Consider the following 14,691-nt stretch of genomic DNA (forward strand, 5'->3'; position numbering starts at 1 on the left):
GAGAGCCATGAATGACCGCGTGCAGACGGCCCTGAGGGGTCTGGGAATCGGAACGACGCCCGTCGCCGTTCTGGAGCAGGGGGAGGCCTTTTTTGCCCTGCTGGAAGACCTGCTGGTGTACCAGGATCAGAACGGCACCCGCCGCGTGACCCTGCGCGACCTGACCCGCATCCACAGCGATCAGAATGGCCTGCTGCGGGTGGAAACGCCCGCCGGGACCGCCCTCACGGCCAGCCTGCTGGGCTACGACCCGGCCCAGGTCCAGGCCTTTTTCGCCCAGGTGCGTGACGCGACCGCCCGCGCCAAGAACCTGCCCGCCGCGCCGCTCCCCACCCCCGGAGGCCACAAGACCTTCGGCAGCGTGCCCAAATCCAGCCCCCAGAGTGCTCCCGCCCCGGCGGTTTCCTCCGGTACCGCCACGCCCACGCCGCCTGCCCCCACGCCCGCCGCCTCCACCGTGGTCTTGGGCGCGGTGCCCGGCACCGTCAGCGAGGACAGGAAGGAGCCGGTGAAGCGGGAGGAGCGGCCGGTCACCCCGACTCCCAGCCCTGTCCAGGACAAGACCGCAGCCACGCCCAGACCGGGCACGGTGCAGGAGGTGCGCGGGCAGCCAGCCCCTGCCCCGGTCACGGCACCGCCGGCCGCCCAGACTCCGGCTACCCAGACTCCAGCCACACAGACTCCGGCGGTCGCCACCCCAGCCCCCACGCCCGTGCCTTCCAAGCCGGCGGTCCGCGCGGCCGCTGCCGGGGCCGAGAGCCTGCTACCCGCGCTGGCGACGCGGGCGAACGCGGTGGGCGGGCTGGTGGGCCGCCTGCAACTGCTGGCGGTGGTGCTGGGCCTCGCGGCGGTCGGGCTGGCCGTCTTCCAGTACCTCGACGGCGCGCGCCTGGGCGGGATGTGGACGCTGATCGCCGGGGGCGTGGGCTGCATCGCGCTGCTGGCCTTTGCGGATGTGACCCGGCTGCTCGTGTCGCTGGCGCGGGCGGTGGCGGAGGGGGGCCGTGGTACATCCCCCGCAGACCGGACGCAGGGGAACGGCACGGATGACGCCGGGGCCTGAGCCGACCACGGCCGCCCGCGATCTGGTTGTCGGTGCGGTGGGCCTGCCTTCCGTCTCCGGCCAGGAAGCGCGGGTGGCGGCCTTCCTGACGGACTGGATGAGCGCTCATGGCTTCGCGGCCCATATCGACGGGGCCGGAAACGCGGTGGGCGAGCGCGGCTCGGGGCCGCTGACCGTCGTGCTGCTGGGGCACATCGACACGGTGCCCGGCGACATCCCGGTGCGGGTGGAGGAAGGCGTGCTGTACGGGCGCGGCAGCGTGGATGCCAAGGGCAGCTTCTGCGCGTTCGTGGCGGCGGTGGCGGCCCTGCCGCAGATGGCACTGCGGGGCGCACGCTTCATCTGTGTCGGCGCGACCGAGGAGGAGGTGCCCAGCAGCCGCGGCGCACGGCACGCCCTGGGGCAGTACCGCCCCGACCTGGTCCTGATTGGCGAGCCGAGCGGCTGGGCGGGCCTGACGCTGGGGTACAAGGGCCGCCTGGTGGCCCACCTGCGGGTGGAAAAGGACAACTTCCACACGGCGGGCGAGGGCACCAGCGCCGCCGACGATCTGGCCGAGGCCTGGTTCCGGGTGCGCGCCTGGGCAGCCCCCGCCGCCGGGGAGGGCATCTTCGACCGCGTTCAGGCCACCCTCCAGAGCCTCGCCTCCCGCACCGACGGCCTGGCCCAGATTGCGGAGGGCAGCGTCGGCCTGCGCCTCCCGCCCCGCCTGTCTCCCGCCGCCGCCGAGGAGAACCTGCGGGAGCTGCTGCGTGACCTGCCCCTCACCCTGACCTTCACCGGGCACGAGACCGCCGTGCGCCATCCCCGCGACAACGCGCTGACCCGTGCGCTGCGGGTCGCCATCCGCGAGCAGGGCGGCACCCCCGTGTTCAAGGTCAAGACCGGCACCAGCGACATGAACGTGGTCGCACCGCAGTGGCCGGTCCCCACCGTCGCCTACGGCCCCGGCGACAGCGCCCTGGACCACACGCCCGGCGAACACCTCCTGCTCTCCGAGTACGACCGGGCCGTGGCCGTGCTGACGGCAGCCCTCACGCGCCTGGCGACGGGGACGGGCGAACAGCCTTAGGGCGGCGCGCAGTGGAGGGGGGGCCGCTCCAGGCAGGCGGCCACTTCGCTGCGCACCGCCCGCATCCCGGTTTTCGGCTCAGAAAGGTTGCCGAACCTTTCTGAACCCTGCCCTAAGGGTGCCCCAGGTGCCGGGCAGGTGGGGCGGCAGGTAACGTGAGGGCCGCTCAGGGCAGGCCGCTGTGCCCCTGTTCGAGTTTCCTGGACCTTCAGTTCTCATCCTGCTATCGGGGACGCATCCCCGCGGAGATTCATGGACCCCGTCACCATCCTGCTGATCCTGTTCGTCGCCGCCCTGGTGCTGTTCGCCACCGAGTGGCTGCCGGTGGACGTGACCGCGCTGCTCCTGCTGGGCGCGCTGCTGGCCCTGGGGCTGCTGAAGCCCAAGGAGGCCTTTGCGGGCTTCGGGAGCGACACCGTGCTGACGCTCGCGGGCCTGTTCATCCTGACGCGGGTGCTGCTGCGGGCGGGCGTGATCGAGTGGATCGGCACGACTCTGGCCCGCCGCGCCCGGAACGCGGGCGGCGTGATCCGCGGGATGCTGAGCGCGGTGGCGGGCGTGAGTGCCTTTACCAGCAACACGGCCACGACCGCCGTCTTTCTTCCGGTCGTGACCGGCCTGGCCCGCCGGGCGGGCATCGCCCCCAGCCGCGTGCTGATGCCGCTCGCCTTTGCCAGCATCCTGGGCGGGACCGTGACCCTGATTGGCACCACCACCAACCTGGTCGTCTCGGGGGCGCTGCCGGGCATGGGCCTGAAGCCGCTGGGCTTTTTCGAGCTGGCCTGGGTCGGCCTGCCGGTCGCACTGGTGGGCCTGCTGTACCTCTTTTTCGTCGCGCCCCGGCTGCTGCCCGCGCAGGAGGCCGCCCTGGAGGAATCCCTGCGGGCCTACCTCGCGGACCTGACGGTCGCCCCCGGCAGTCCGCTGGCCGGGCAGACCCTGCGCGAGACGGGCCTGGGCCGCGACCACGGCCTGACCGTCGTCGCCGTGCGGCGCGGCCAGGACACCGTGTATGCGCCCGGCCCCGACTTCCGGGTGCAGGAGGGGGACACGCTCGCGGTGGAAGGCCCCTCCGAGCGCATCCTGACCGGCAAGAGTACCCTGGGCGTCTTCAGCAAGAGCGAGCAGAAGCTCCAGGACGAGGGCACGGCCCCGGTGCGGCTGGTCGAGGCCGTGGTGATGCCCGGCAGCCCCCTCACCGGGCGCACCCTGCGCGAGGCACGGTTCCGCGAGCGCTACGGCGTGTCGGTCCTGGCCCTGCACCGCCGCGCCCGCACCGTCGAGCGCCTGGGCGGCCTCCGTGTGCAGGTGGGGGACGTACTGCTGGTTCAGGGCAGCGCCGACCGGGTGGCGGCCCTGGGCGACTACCTGACCGTGCTGGGCGACCTCACCGAGGAGCAGCGCGACCTGCGCAAGGCTCCGCTGGCCCTGCTGCTGTTCGGCGGCGCAGTGGTGGCCGGCGGCCTGGGCCTGCTGCCCCTCAGCGTGGCCGTCGTGATTGCCACGGCCCTGGCGCTGGCGCTGCGTCTGGTGTCCCCCGAGGAGGCCTACCGCGCGGTCGAGTGGCCGGTGATCGTGCTGGTGGCCTGCATGCTGGCCTTCGGCACCGCCTTCGAGGATACCGGGGCGGCGCGGGTGCTGACGGGTGCCCTCTCGGGCGTGCTGGAGCCGCTCGGCCCCTACGGCCTGCTAGCCGCCCTCTTCGCGGTGACGGTCGCCCTCACCCAGCCCATGAGCAACCAGGCCGCCGCCCTGGTGATGCTGCCCCTCGCCATCGGCACGGCGAAGGCCCTGGGCTACGACCCCCGTCCCTTTGTCGTGGGGATTACCATCGCCGCCAGCAACTCCTTCATCACGCCGCTGGAACCGTCCTGCATGCTGGTCTACGGCCCGGGCCGCTACCGCTTCCTTGACTTCGTGCGGGTGGGGGCGGGTCTGACCCTGGTGACGTTCGTGGTGGCGCTGCTGGTGATTCCGCGCGTCTGGCCGTTCTAGGGCAGCCAGCGGCCAGCTTGAGGGGCTGGCGGCTGGAAGCTGGCGGCTAGATAAACAGCGGCGCGTCCGGGTCGTCGGGCAGGGGGCGGTCCTTGCGGGCGAGCAGGGCGGCGGTCGTGCCGATGCCGACCAGTGCGCCGAGCGCCAGGAGGACAAACGCCCACGTCATCAGCACATGGTTGCGGTCCGAACTCATGCGCGCAGCATAACAGCCGCCGCCGCTGCCCCGCCCTCACGGGCCTTTGAGAAAGGGGCAGCGGCGGGTGGGGGTCAGTCGGCGGGAACGCTCTGGGCCGCGGGCGGCGTGATCTGGCGTGGCAGGCGCGACCACAGCAGCAGCAGGGCCAGCCCGCCGAGCAGGGCCAGGGCCACCAGGCCCCAGCGCGGTCCCAGCGGTCCCTCCTTGCTGATCAGGTTGCTGGCGATCAAGGCTCCGGGCGGCCCCATCCCGATCAGCACGAAGGAATACAGGCTCATCACCCGCCCGCGCAGGTGGTCGGGAATGGTGAGCTGCACCGTGCTGTTGGCGCTGACCAGCAGCGAGAGCATCCCGAAGCCGCAGACTGCCAGGATGGGCGTGCCCAGCAGCGGCCCCGGCGCAAAGGCGAGCAGGACCGTGCTGGCGACCAGCAGCACGCCGCCCAGCCGCAGGTTCCGCAGCGGGTTGGGCTTGCTGGCCTGCCACAGTGCCCCCGCCATCGCGCCCACCCCAAAGGCCGCCGAGAGGACCCCGAAGGCCGCCTCCCGCGCCCCGAACACGACGCGGGCGTAGTACGGAATGATGATGTTGAAGTTGATAATGGTCAGGCTCAGGGCACCCACCAGCAGCATCACGTTCCGCAGAGCGGGGGTCCGGCGTACGTAGCCCAGGCCCTCGCGGATGTCCTCCAGCACGCTGCCGCGCGCGGCGTGTTCGCGCACCGGGAAGGGCAGCGTGGCGATCACGAACAGCACCACGAAAAACGACGCCACGTTCAGGTAGAAGGGCAGGGCCAGCCGGGCCAGGTTGTCCGCGTTGCCCCCCGCCAGCAGCGACACGCCCAGCGCCGCCACCACCCCGAACAGCGCCTGGCCGATGGTGCGCGAGACGTTAAAGGACAGGCTGTTGAGCGCGACCGCGTTGGGCACGTCGCTGCGCGGCACGAAGTCCACGACCATGCTCTGCCGGGCGGGCATGTCGAAGGCGTTCGCCGTGCCGCTGACAAAGGCCAGCACCATCACCAGCGGCAGCGTCACGATGCCCAGGTGCGTGGTCACGGCCAGGACCGTGGCGGTCAGCATCAGCGTGGCCTGGGTGGCGAGCAGCACCCTGCGCCGGGGGACCCGGTCGACCACGGCCCCGGCGAACAGCGACAGCAGCAGGCTGGGCAGAAACTGCGTGACCGTGACGTAGCCCAGGGCCGCGCTGCTGCCGCCGGAGAGTTCCAGCACGAGGTACTGCTGCGCGGTCGTCTGCATCCACGACCCGACCAGCGACAGCAGTTGAGAGAACCAGTAACGGCGGTAGGAGGGGTGGCGCAGCGCACTGAAGGTCCGCGTGCGCCACGCGGAGGCACGCGCAAGCACCCCCCCAGGATAGGCCTGGCAACCGGGGGAAAAAGGGCTGTCCCCAGCCGCAGAACACGCCTGTCCCCCTGTGCCTGCCGCCGGGGCTGGGAAGGGGGCTTGGCAAATGTGACCTTTGCATGTTACGGTTCCCATACTTTAGTTTTCCTTGAGCTGCTCTCATGTTGAGCTTTCCGGGGTGTCCTGCCCTGGTTGTTCCGCCTGTGTGTCTTCGCGCCCTGTGAGTCCCCACATGCCTGTGTTCACCCGCACCGCACTGCTGCTGGCCCTCCTGTCCCTCTCCGGGGCCGTGTCTCATGCTCAGGCTGCCAATACCTTCGACCCGGGAAGCACTCCGCTGACCGGGTCCTCGTCTGTTCAGGCCGGGGACGCCGGGCTGACGGTGACGGTCCAGCCGGGGGATACGGCCTACAGCCTGGCCCGCGCTCACGGCCTGAGTGTCGAGGCGCTGCTGGCCCTGAACAGCCTCTCGACGCCCGACCTGCGGGTCGGCCAGGTGCTGCGGGTGCGCGACCTAGCGACCTACACGGTGCAGAAGGGCGACACGCTGTACTCGCTGTCCCGCCGCTTCGGCGTGACGGTGGACGGCCTGCTCGCGGCCAATACCCTGCCGCGCGACACCATTCTGGAAGTCGGCCAGGTGTTGCGGATGCCGGGCGGCGCGGCGCGTCCGGTGGTGGCACAGGCCACCGCTCCGGTGCAGGCTGCCGCGCCGGTCACCGTCGGCGTGCCCGTGGCGGCGTCGGTGACGACCATTACCCGCGGGCAGCCCGGGGACTGGCGCGGCACGGCCCTCGCGCTGCTGGGGGTGCCCTACGTGTATGGCGGCACCAGCTCCAGCGGCCTGGATTGCAGCGGCCTCGTCCTGCAAGTCTTCTCGCCGCTGGGGGTGCAGCTTCCGCGCCGCAGTGCCGATCAGGCGCAGGTCGGCGTGCCGGTCGCCTTCGCGGACCTGCAACCCGGCGACCTGGTGTTTTTCGACACCACCGGGCGCGGCGAGGTGACCCACGTGGGCATCTACCTGGGCGACGACCAGTTCGTGAATGCCAACTCCTACAAGGGTCAGGTCGCGGTCGACCGCCTGCTCAGCGACACCTACTGGTCGCCGCGACTCCTCAGCGCGCGCCGGGTGCTGCCGCCCGGTGGTCCCGTCTACGGTTCGGCCCGCTAGCCTGCCTGCCCCGTCCTGGGGAGCCATTCCTGGGCCACAACAGAAACGCGGACGCCGCCAGGTTCAGCCTGGCGGCGCTCTCTATTGCGGTGCAGTGTTCTCTCAGGCCTGATCGTCGGCCACTTCGTCGTGGTCCAGCAGCAGGCGGTACTCGTCGAGGTGTTCGCCGTCGCCCAGCTCGCGGGCGATCTTCTCGATGGCGAGGCGCACGACCTCGCTCTTGCTGATCAGGCGCTCGGGGCTGGAGAGTTCGTAGGCGGTGCGCGTGAGCAAGGCGTCCTGTTCCTCGCTGATGACGACCTGGAGGCGTTTACGTTCCTTCTTGGGCATCCCTCTCCCTCTCCTGCTGCTCCCGGCCCTGTTGCTTCCGGCGGGGTGCGCCCACCGTCTGTGGTGACGCGCTGACTTGCGGGGCAGCGTAGCACGCACCGGGAGTCCCCTCAACATCAGCCGCATCGCTCCCGCCTGAGTGCTGTCCGCCTGGGGCGGCACGTGCAGCATCTTCACCCCGTACTGCTACGGTCCCAAACAGCCTAGACGCAGGGTGAGCATCATGTGTAACATGCACTCAGCCACAGGCCGGGTGTGCCCGGATACCTTGACCCCTCTGCACCTACCCCCTCCGCGCCCTGTCGCGCGCCCGAAAGGACCACCATGCAACTGACGCCGCTGCACATCCAGGGAGGCCGGGAACTCTCCGGCGAGATCGCCGTTCAGCCCAGCAAGAACGCGGCGCTGCCGATCATCGTGGCGAGCCTCCTGAGCAGCGAACCCGTCACCCTGCACGGCGTCCCGCGCCTGTCGGACGTGTACACCATCCTCGATCTGGCGCACCACATCGGCACGCGCCACGCCTGGGTCGGCCCCAACAGCCTCACGCTGCACACGCCCGAGATCCTCAACACCGACGCGCCCTATGCCCTGGTTAGCAAGATGCGCGCCAGCTTCATCATGATGGGCGCGCTGATTGCCCGCGCGGGCCGGGCTACCGTGAGCATGCCGGGCGGCTGCGCCTTCGGCTACCGCCCCGTCGATCAGCACGTCAAGGCCTTCCGCGCCGTGGGGGTCCACGTGGAGGAGGAGGGCGGCAACTTCGACGCGCGGCGGGAGGGCAGCCTGGGCGGCACCTTCGTCTTCGAGCTGCTGACCGTGGGCGGCACACAAAACGCCATCCTGGCCGCGGTGCTGGGCGACGGTGTGGTCACGCTGGAAAACGCCAGCATTGACACCGACGTGGTGGACCTGATCGGCTTCCTGAATGCGCTGGGCGCGGATATCCAGGGGTCCGGGACCAACACCCTGACCATCCGCGGGGTGCAGGCGCTGCACGGCGGCGAGTACACCGTCATTCCCGACCGCATCGAGGCGGGGACCTTCATGATCGCGGCGGCGGCCACCCGCAGCCGCCTGGTGCTGACCAACGTGCGCCCCGACCACCTGCGGGCCGTGAGCGCCAAGCTGATGGAGATGGGCGTAGACATTCTGGAAACGGAAGACCGCCTGATCGTGGACGCGCGGGACCGGGACCTGAAGCCCGTGAACATCACCACCCAGAGCTTCCCCGGCTTTCCCACCGACGTGCAGCCCCAGATGAGCGCCCTACTCGCCACCATTCCCGGCACCAGCGTGGTGCAGGACCCGGTGTACCCCGACCGCCTGACGCACGTGGCCGAGCTGCACCGCATGGGCGCGAACATCACCGTCAGCGGCTACACCCAGGTCATCCAGGGCGGCCCCCTCCACGCCGCGCCCGTCAAGGCTGCCGACCTGCGCGCCGGCGCGGCCCTCTTTGTCGCGGCGCTGACCACCGAGGGCGAAACCATCATCGACGGCGTGCAGTACCTCAACCGGGGCTACGAGCGCCTGGCCGAGCGGCTGCGCTCCATCGGGGCCAACGCCTCCCAGCCCGCGCCCGCCCTGGCAACGGCGATGGACTGAAGCAGGAGAGAACCCGGCCCGCCTTCTCACTGGAGGCGGGTTTTTTGAGGGCGTACCATACGGCCATGCGTGGCCCCACGCCTGATTTTTGGGAACACGCCGAGGAGATGACGGAGGAGGAGTACCTCCGCACCGAGCCGCATAGCCCGGTTAAGCGGGAGTTCGTGGACGGGTACGTTTACCCCCTACACGGGCCGACGCTGGCACAGGCGGGGGCCAGCAGTGGGCACGGGATCGGGGCAGCTTTGCTCCCCAGGGCACGGCAGGCGGGCTGCCGCGTCTACACCTCAGACATGCGTGTGAACGCGACCAAGCCGACGGGAAAGCGGGTCTACTCCTACCCCGATGTGGTCGTGACCTGCGAACCGATGCCGCGCGAGATCACCTTTTCCCTTGAACCCTGCCTGCTGACCGAGGTCCTCATACCGACTGGCTCTGATTCCAGAACATCCGGGAAAGCGCCGGATGTTCTAGGCGGCCACAGGCTCAGGGGCGGCCCCTCGCCTTTCTTGCCATGAGAGACGTAGGCTGACCCGCTCGTCGTCCATCGCCGCCAGCCGGTACTTTTTGCTGCTCGCTCTCCTGCGGAGCTGTGCCAGTCCGCTCGGTTGATTCTTGCGAATCAACGCAATTTGGTATCAGCCCCAGCACCGGGGACACCGACCGCAACGATAAGCTCTGGGCCTACACCAGCCTCCCCAGCCTCCAGACCTATCTGCTTGTGGACGCCACGCGACGTTTCGTGCGGATCGTTCAGAGAACGGCGGACGGCTGGGAGGAGGTGGAACTGGCGGGCGAGGGAACCATCTCCATTCCCTGCCTGAACACTTTGCTGACGCTGGATGAGGTGTACGCCGGCGTTCTCGACGCCTGACGCCTCGTCCGCGCGGGCGGTGTTGGCCTCCTGTTCTTCGCTGGTGGCCGGTCCTTAAACCAGTTCGGCCCGCGCCTGCTGCTCCTGGCGGAACTGGAGTTCGTAGAGGTCGCGGTACAGGCCGCCCGCCGCCATCAGCTCGGCGTGGGTGCCGTCCTGCACGATCTCTCCGGCGTCCATCACCAGGATGCGGTTCGCGTTGCGTACCGTGCTGAGGCGGTGGGCGATCACGAAGGTGGTGCGGCCCTGCATCAGCGTGTCGAGGGCGGCCTGCACCAGGGCCTCGGACTCGTTGTCCAGGGCGCTGGTGGCCTCGTCGAGAATCAGGATGCGGGGGTCCTTGAGCAGCGCGCGGGCGATGGCGATGCGCTGGCGCTGCCCCCCCGAGAGCTTCACGCCGCGCTCCCCGACCACGGTGGCGTATCCCTCCGGGAAGGCCGTGATAAAGGCGTGGGCGTTGGCGGCGCGGGCGGCGGCCTCCACCTCCCCCGGGGTCGCGCCGGGCCTGCCGTAGCGGATGTTCTCCTCGACGGTGCCGGAAAACAGCAGCGTTTCCTGCGGCACCAGCCCCACCTGCGCGCGCAGGTCGGCCAGGGCATAGGCGCGCACGTCCTGGCCGTCCACGCGCACGGCCCCGCCGGTCACGTCCCAGAAGCGTGGAATCAGGTTCACCAGGGTGGTCTTGCCCGCCCCGCTCGGTCCCACCAGCGCGACGACCTGCCCGGCGGGAACGTCGAAACTCACGTCCCGCAGCGTGGGAACGTCGCCGTACTGAAAGCTCACCTGCTCGAAGGTGACGCGGCCCTCGGCGCGCCCCAGGGGGAGGGGAGAGGCAGGTGCGGGGAGGTCGCTGCGTTCGTCGAGCAGCTCGAAGATGCGGCCCGACGCGCCCAGCGCCTCCTGAAACTGGCTGAAGATGCCGCTCAGGGCCGCGACGGTGCCGCCGACCTGAAGCGCATAGATCAGAAACGTGACCAGGTTGCCCGGCGTGAGGTCGCCCGCCATCACCTGCCGCCCGCCGGACCACAGCACCAGCGCCAGGGCACCGAAGGTCAGGAAGCTCATGGTGCCGCCCATCAGGGCCTGGAGGCGGGCACGTTTCAGGGCGGCCAGGAAGCTGGCGAGGACGCCGCGCCCGTACCGCGCTTCCTCCACCCCCTCGGCGGTGAAGCTCTGCACCACCCGCACGCCGCCCAGGGCCTCCTCGGCGCTGGCGTTGGCCTCCGCCACGCGGTCCTGCACCTCGCGGCTGACCCGGCGAATGCGCCGCCCGATGAAGATGGCCGTGCCGATCACCAGCGGAATCACCGCGAGTGTCAGCAGGCTCAGGCGGGGGCTGGTCAGCACCAGCAGCGTGACCGCCCCCACCAGGCTCACGCTCTGGGCGGCAAGCTGCGCCAGCGCGGTACTCGTCACGGTCTGCACGGTGCCCACGTCCGCCGTGAGCCGGCTGGTCAGGTCGCCCGTCTTGTGGTCGGCAAAGAAGCGCGGCGAGAGCGTCAGCAGGTGCGCGAACAGGGCGCGGCGCAGGTCGGCCACCACGCCCGCCCCCACCCGCGCGAGCAGATACGACTGCGCGGCCCCGAACAGGGCACTGAGGGCAAAGATGCCCAGCAGCAGCAGCACCGTGCGGTCGAGCGGCCCCGTGTCCGTGCTGCCCACCTTCAGGAAGGAGGCGTCGATCAGCCGCCCGAACAGCAGCGGAAAGACCAGGTTCAGCCCGCTGGAAATCAGCGTGGCGAGCAGCCCCAGCACAAAGAGGCCCCGGAAGGGCCGCGCAAAGGCCAGCAGCCGCGCGAGCTGCCGGGGGTCACGCCGGGGGCGCGGTGCCCGGGGGTCGCGGTCAGCCGGGGCGGGGCGAGCGGGGCGGGACAGCATGAGGTCAGGGTACGCCGGGGGGGTGGGGGAGATGGCCCGTCTTCTCAAGCTCTCATGAATCGCGGGCGTGTTTTCCTGGGAGGGGGGGCCTCTAAGCTGAATCAGTACGTTGAATATCGAACGAGTCGGCAGATGCGCTGGCCGCCGGTACTTCTATGACCCGTCCTCTCCCACCCCTTTCCGGGAAAGCAGGTTCTCTGATGAAACACCGCACCACCCTTCTGACCTCCCTGACCGCCGCCCTGCTGGGCACGGCCCTCGCGGGCGGCACGACCGGCATGGCCGGGATGCAGGAAGGCTTCCTCGACGTGAACGGCGCGCGCATCCACTACGTCTCGCAGGGCAGCGGGACGCCGATGCTGCTGCTGCACGGCTACCCCCTCAGCGGTGAGCTGTTCGCACGCAACCGCGCGGCCCTCGCGGCGGCGGGCTACCGCGTCATCACCGTCGACCACCGCGGCTACGGCAAGAGCACCGCTCCGGCCAGCGACCCCGGCAGCCTGCAAACCTACGCCAACGATGCGCTGACCGTGCTCGACCGTCTGGGCGTGCAAAAGGCCATCATCGGCGGCATGAGCATGGGCGGTCCCATCGTGTTCGAGATGTACCGCACGGCCCCCCAGCGCTTCATGGGCATGATTCTGATCGACACCATCGCCAACCCGGCCAGCGTGGTGGAGCAGAACCTCTGGAAGGGCATGGCCCAGAAGGCGCAGATGTTCGGCCCGCAGTCGCTCGCGCCCGAACTGCTCAAGGACATGCTGACCGGCGAGACACGCGCGCACCGCATGGGCGACGTGAAGGTCCTGACGGACATCGTGAAGCAGGCGTCGGTCGCGGCGGACGTGGCGGGCGCGAACGTGCTGGCGACCCGGCCCGACTCCATTCCCACCCTGAAGACCATTACCGTGCCCACGCTGATTATCGAGGGTCTGGAAGACACGGTCTACCCGCCCGAGTTCAGCATGAAGATGCAGCAGAACATCGCGGGGTCGAAGCTGGTCATCATTCCCGGCGCGGCCCACGCGGCCATCTTCGAGAAGGCCGCGGCGGCCAACCGCGCCATCATCGACTGGGCCAGGACCGTCCGCTAGGGCGGGGCGCAGAAAGGTTGCCGCCTTTTGACAACCTTTCCGAGCGAAGCGAGTAACGCAATAAGGGCGGCGCGCAGTGGAGTGGACGCCTGAGACATGCGGCAACGCAACGGAGCGCCGCCCTAAACGGCCGGAACAGTGAAGAGGCAGGCGGGTTTCTCTCCCGCCTGCCCCTTTTTGTTGTCTGCCCCCTTTGCTGTCCGCGTTACGCCAGGGCGGCCAGCGCCGCTTCCGGCTCCACAGCGTTCAACTCAAAGGCGTCTGCCACGCCCTGGTAGGTCAGCTTGCCGCCGAAGGTGTTCAGGCCCAGCCGCAGCGCCGGGTTGCGGTTCAGCGCGCCGAGGCCCTGATCGGCCAGCAGCAGCGCGTAGGGGAAGGTGGCGTTCGTGAGGGCAAAGGTGCTGGTGCGGGGCACCGCGCCCGGCATGTTCGCCACGCCGTAGTGAATCACGCCGTCCACGATGTAGGTGGGGTCGTCGTGGGTGGTGGCGTGGATGGTTTCCACGCAGCCGCCCTGGTCCACCGCCACGTCCACGATGACGCTGCCTTCCTGCATCAGCGGGAGCATGTCGCGCGTGACGAGGTGCGGGGCCTTGGCCCCCGGAATCAGCACCGCGCCCACCAGCAGGTCCGCCTCGGGCAGCAGGGCGCGGATGTTGGCCTCGCTGCTCATCATGGTGGTGAGCCGGCCGAAGAACACGTCGTCCAGGTAGGTCAGTCGGCGGTGCGACACGTCCAGCACCGTCACCTTGGCCCCCAGGCCCATCGCCATCTTGGCCGCGTTGGTGCCGACCACGCCGCCGCCCACGATAACCACATGCCCCGCCTGCACGCCGGGCACGCCGCCCAGCAGCACGCCGCGGCCGCCGACCGGCTTCTGGAGGTGGTAGGCCCCCGCCTGCACGCTGAGGCGGCCCGCGACCTCCGACATGGGGGTCAGCAGGGGGAGGCTGCCGTCTTCGAGCTGCACCGTCTCGTAGGCGACGGCGGTGGTGCCGGCCGAGAGCAGCGCGTCGGTGAGGGGGCGGTCGGCGGCCAGGTGCAGGTACGTGAACAGCAGCAGGTCGTCGCGCAGGTAGCCGTACTCGGCGGCGATGGGTTCCTTGACCTTCACCACCATCTCGGCGGCCCAGGCGTCGGCGGCGCTGCCCAGGACCGCCCCGGCGGCCTCGTACTCGCCGTCCTGAATGCCGCTGCCGACCCCCGCACCGCGCTCTACCGTGACGCTGTGGCCCCGGCGCACCAGGGTGGCGACCCCGCCGGGCGTGAGGGCGACGCGGTTTTCCTTGACCTTGATTTCCTTCGGAAGTCCAATCTTCATGCCATACCTCTGCGGGCCGGGTGGACGCTGTCTCACCGGGCCTGTTTCTGTGGATGTGGCGCAATGCTAGCAGGAGTCTTTCTCTTCAGGATTGCCCAGCCGGCTTGCTGGAAGCCTATGGGCGCAACGGCATTGCGCGCTTCCTGCTAGTCTGTGGGCGTTCATGTCACAACCCGAACTGGACGCCACCGACCGCCGTATCCTGAGTATCCTCCAGCGGGATGCCCGCATCGCCAACACCGAGCTGGCCGACGAGATCGGCCTCACGCCCGCCCCCACCCTGCGCCGGGTGCGGCGGCTGGAGGAAGAAGGCATCATCAACCGCTACGTGGCGCTGCTGGACCCCAAACGGGTGGGCCGCGACCTGATGGTGCTGGTGCGCGTGACGCTGGACAAGCAGACCAAGCAGGGCTTCGAGACCTTTGCCGAGCAGATGCGGGGCCGCCCCGAGGTGCTGGAGTGCTACCTCTGCCTGGGTGACACCGATTACCTGCTGAAAGTCTGCGTGCCCGACCTGGACGCCTACCAGAACTTCCTGGTGGACGTGCTGGCGGCCATTCCCGGCGTGCGCAACACCGCCAGCACGATTGTGGTCAAGCAGGAGAAATACACGACGAGCCTGGCGCTGGAGTGAGGCGGATTCCGATTGAAGGGTGTTGAAAACACCCGGAAATCCGACCAGAGGGAGAAGGAACAAGGGCGGATTTCGGGAGATGGAT

Annotated in this window: 14 protein-coding genes; 9 read left to right on the forward strand and 5 right to left on the reverse strand. The window is 69.8% G+C overall.

Annotation, left to right across the window (positions count from 1 at the left end; translation table 11 throughout):
- Positions 1-7: 7 nt before the first annotated feature.
- The 3 genes from ABEA67_RS01735 to ABEA67_RS01745 all read left to right on the forward strand — a co-directional run bounded on the left by ABEA67_RS01735 (position 8) and on the right by ABEA67_RS01745 (position 4,130).
- Positions 8-1,063: a hypothetical protein gene (locus ABEA67_RS01735; protein WP_345459941.1), complete on the forward strand. Its 1,056-nt coding sequence runs from the start codon at positions 8-10 to the stop codon at positions 1,061-1,063.
- The gene (locus ABEA67_RS01740) at positions 1,047-2,135 is read left to right on the forward strand and encodes a [LysW]-lysine hydrolase (RefSeq protein ID WP_345459944.1); all 1,089 of its coding nucleotides are present in this window, start codon (positions 1,047-1,049) and stop codon (positions 2,133-2,135) included. Before ABEA67_RS01735 ends, ABEA67_RS01740 begins: the two co-directional genes overlap by 17 nt.
- Positions 2,136-2,387: 252 nt before the next feature.
- Complete coding sequence (locus ABEA67_RS01745; protein ID WP_345459947.1) at positions 2,388-4,130, forward strand: SLC13 family permease; 1,743 nt, start codon at positions 2,388-2,390, stop codon at positions 4,128-4,130.
- 46 nt (positions 4,131-4,176) lie between these two features.
- On the opposite strand, the gene ABEA67_RS01750 is transcribed toward ABEA67_RS01745, so the two are convergent.
- Together ABEA67_RS01750 and ABEA67_RS01755 are read right to left on the reverse strand one after the other, a co-directional pair.
- Complete coding sequence (locus tag ABEA67_RS01750) at positions 4,177-4,326, reverse strand: hypothetical protein (RefSeq protein ID WP_345459949.1); 150 nt, start codon at positions 4,324-4,326, stop codon at positions 4,177-4,179.
- A 74-nt stretch (positions 4,327-4,400) separates the two neighbouring features.
- Positions 4,401-5,696: an MFS transporter gene (locus tag ABEA67_RS01755; protein WP_345459952.1), complete on the reverse strand. Its 1,296-nt coding sequence runs from the start codon at positions 5,694-5,696 to the stop codon at positions 4,401-4,403.
- Between the two features lie 232 nt (positions 5,697-5,928).
- Here ABEA67_RS01755 and ABEA67_RS01760 point away from each other — a divergent pair, with 232 nt between their 5' ends.
- On the forward strand, positions 5,929-6,867 hold the full coding sequence (locus tag ABEA67_RS01760) for a LysM peptidoglycan-binding domain-containing protein (RefSeq protein ID WP_345459955.1): 939 nt from the start codon (positions 5,929-5,931) through the stop codon (positions 6,865-6,867).
- A 102-nt stretch (positions 6,868-6,969) separates the two neighbouring features.
- Here the strand turns inward: ABEA67_RS01760 and ABEA67_RS01765 are convergent, their stop codons facing one another.
- On the reverse strand, positions 6,970-7,197 hold the full coding sequence (locus ABEA67_RS01765; protein WP_345459958.1) for a transcriptional regulator: 228 nt from the start codon (positions 7,195-7,197) through the stop codon (positions 6,970-6,972).
- Between the two features lie 324 nt (positions 7,198-7,521).
- Here ABEA67_RS01765 and murA point away from each other — a divergent pair, with 324 nt between their 5' ends.
- From murA to ABEA67_RS01780, 3 genes are all read left to right on the forward strand, one after another.
- Positions 7,522-8,805 (forward strand): UDP-N-acetylglucosamine 1-carboxyvinyltransferase, encoded by a 1,284-nt coding sequence (gene murA / locus ABEA67_RS01770; protein ID WP_345459961.1) that lies wholly within the window; start codon positions 7,522-7,524, stop codon positions 8,803-8,805.
- Between the two features lie 65 nt (positions 8,806-8,870).
- The gene (locus ABEA67_RS01775) at positions 8,871-9,323 is read left to right on the forward strand and encodes a Uma2 family endonuclease (protein WP_345459964.1); all 453 of its coding nucleotides are present in this window, start codon (positions 8,871-8,873) and stop codon (positions 9,321-9,323) included.
- A 74-nt stretch (positions 9,324-9,397) separates the two neighbouring features.
- Positions 9,398-9,679, forward strand: a complete 282-nt coding sequence (locus ABEA67_RS01780; protein WP_345459967.1) for a Uma2 family endonuclease — start codon at positions 9,398-9,400, stop codon at positions 9,677-9,679.
- A gap of 54 nt (positions 9,680-9,733) precedes the next feature.
- Here the strand turns inward: ABEA67_RS01780 and ABEA67_RS01785 are convergent, their stop codons facing one another.
- Positions 9,734-11,557, reverse strand: coding sequence for an ABC transporter ATP-binding protein (locus ABEA67_RS01785; protein ID WP_345459970.1), 1,824 nt, complete (start codon positions 11,555-11,557; stop codon positions 9,734-9,736).
- Between the two features lie 200 nt (positions 11,558-11,757).
- Here ABEA67_RS01785 and ABEA67_RS01790 point away from each other — a divergent pair, with 200 nt between their 5' ends.
- Complete coding sequence (locus tag ABEA67_RS01790) at positions 11,758-12,651, forward strand: alpha/beta fold hydrolase (protein WP_345459973.1); 894 nt, start codon at positions 11,758-11,760, stop codon at positions 12,649-12,651.
- Positions 12,652-12,856: 205 nt separating this feature from the next.
- Here the strand turns inward: ABEA67_RS01790 and ald are convergent, their stop codons facing one another.
- Positions 12,857-13,972 (reverse strand): alanine dehydrogenase, encoded by a 1,116-nt coding sequence (gene ald, locus ABEA67_RS01795; protein ID WP_345459976.1) that lies wholly within the window; start codon positions 13,970-13,972, stop codon positions 12,857-12,859.
- 163 nt (positions 13,973-14,135) lie between these two features.
- Between ald and ABEA67_RS01800 the strand changes: the two genes are divergently transcribed.
- Positions 14,136-14,606 (forward strand): Lrp/AsnC family transcriptional regulator, encoded by a 471-nt coding sequence (locus ABEA67_RS01800; protein WP_345459979.1) that lies wholly within the window; start codon positions 14,136-14,138, stop codon positions 14,604-14,606.
- Positions 14,607-14,691: the final 85 nt, after the last annotated feature.

The sequence above is a fragment of the Deinococcus carri genome (genome assembly GCF_039545055.1).
Lineage (GTDB): Bacteria > Deinococcota > Deinococci > Deinococcales > Deinococcaceae > Deinococcus > Deinococcus carri.

Excerpts from the sequence above, each read along its gene's own strand:
- ABEA67_RS01735 (WP_345459941.1), top strand. The coding sequence starts at position 8 with ATGAATGACCGCGTGCAGACGGCCCTGAGGGGTCTGGGAATCGGAACG.
- ABEA67_RS01740 (WP_345459944.1), top strand. The coding sequence starts at position 1,047 with ATGACGCCGGGGCCTGAGCCGACCACGGCCGCCCGCGATCTGGTTGTC.
- ABEA67_RS01745 (WP_345459947.1), top strand. The coding sequence starts at position 2,388 with ATGGACCCCGTCACCATCCTGCTGATCCTGTTCGTCGCCGCCCTGGTG.
- ABEA67_RS01750 (WP_345459949.1), bottom strand. The coding sequence starts at position 4,326 with ATGAGTTCGGACCGCAACCATGTGCTGATGACGTGGGCGTTTGTCCTC.
- ABEA67_RS01760 (WP_345459955.1), top strand. The coding sequence starts at position 5,929 with ATGCCTGTGTTCACCCGCACCGCACTGCTGCTGGCCCTCCTGTCCCTC.
- ABEA67_RS01765 (WP_345459958.1), bottom strand. The coding sequence starts at position 7,197 with ATGCCCAAGAAGGAACGTAAACGCCTCCAGGTCGTCATCAGCGAGGAA.
- murA (WP_345459961.1), top strand. The coding sequence starts at position 7,522 with ATGCAACTGACGCCGCTGCACATCCAGGGAGGCCGGGAACTCTCCGGC.
- ABEA67_RS01775 (WP_345459964.1), top strand. The coding sequence starts at position 8,871 with ATGCGTGGCCCCACGCCTGATTTTTGGGAACACGCCGAGGAGATGACG.
- ABEA67_RS01785 (WP_345459970.1), bottom strand. The coding sequence starts at position 11,557 with ATGCTGTCCCGCCCCGCTCGCCCCGCCCCGGCTGACCGCGACCCCCGG.
- ABEA67_RS01790 (WP_345459973.1), top strand. The coding sequence starts at position 11,758 with ATGAAACACCGCACCACCCTTCTGACCTCCCTGACCGCCGCCCTGCTG.
- ald (WP_345459976.1), bottom strand. The coding sequence starts at position 13,972 with ATGAAGATTGGACTTCCGAAGGAAATCAAGGTCAAGGAAAACCGCGTC.
- ABEA67_RS01800 (WP_345459979.1), top strand. The coding sequence starts at position 14,136 with ATGTCACAACCCGAACTGGACGCCACCGACCGCCGTATCCTGAGTATC.